Source organism: Oleiphilus sp. HI0067, assembly GCF_001635735.1.
The window spans coordinates 1-438 of record NZ_LWFI01000797.1 but is presented as its reverse complement, the minus strand read 5'-3'; the positions used below and the strand labels follow the sequence as shown (position 1 = coordinate 438).

1 protein-coding gene is annotated in these 438 nt (G+C 44.7%); it reads right to left on the bottom strand.

The window, feature by feature from the left end:
* Positions 1–25 precede the first annotated feature (25 nt).
* Positions 26–438, bottom strand: a 413-nt coding sequence (locus A3739_RS08595; protein ID WP_068501036.1) for a YfaZ family outer membrane protein, incomplete at its 5' end; no start/stop codon positions are given.

Below are 438 nucleotides of genomic sequence, written 5' to 3'. Positions count from 1 at the left end.
CAAACCTGAGCTAGCTTTGAACGACCTAAAATTTCATCCCTAGACCAATGAAGTAACCGCTCTCGAAGGTGCGATCGCCAGCATCTTTGATACCTGCATTCAAATACTGGTAGCCAAGACTGAGATCAGCACTCTGGATGACTCGATAATTGAGCTGGGCTCGAAAGCGTTTAAATTCATCAGAATCACCGTAAGCAAGAATATCAGGCGCGTAGTGCAGTCGAGTTTCTACTGATAGGCCTGGAGTACTAGGAAGATTGATCCGAACAGCTCCACCAAAAGCAACCGCAGAAGCTTTGAATTCGCCTTCCTTCATATGTGTTGCCTCAAGCCCCAACAGCACAGTAGTTGGCAAATTTGAAACAGCTGTCTGTCCCTGAGTGTGAAGATTAATGTTGCTAATATTGACCGATTCGCTTTCGTCTTTATAAAAATGCT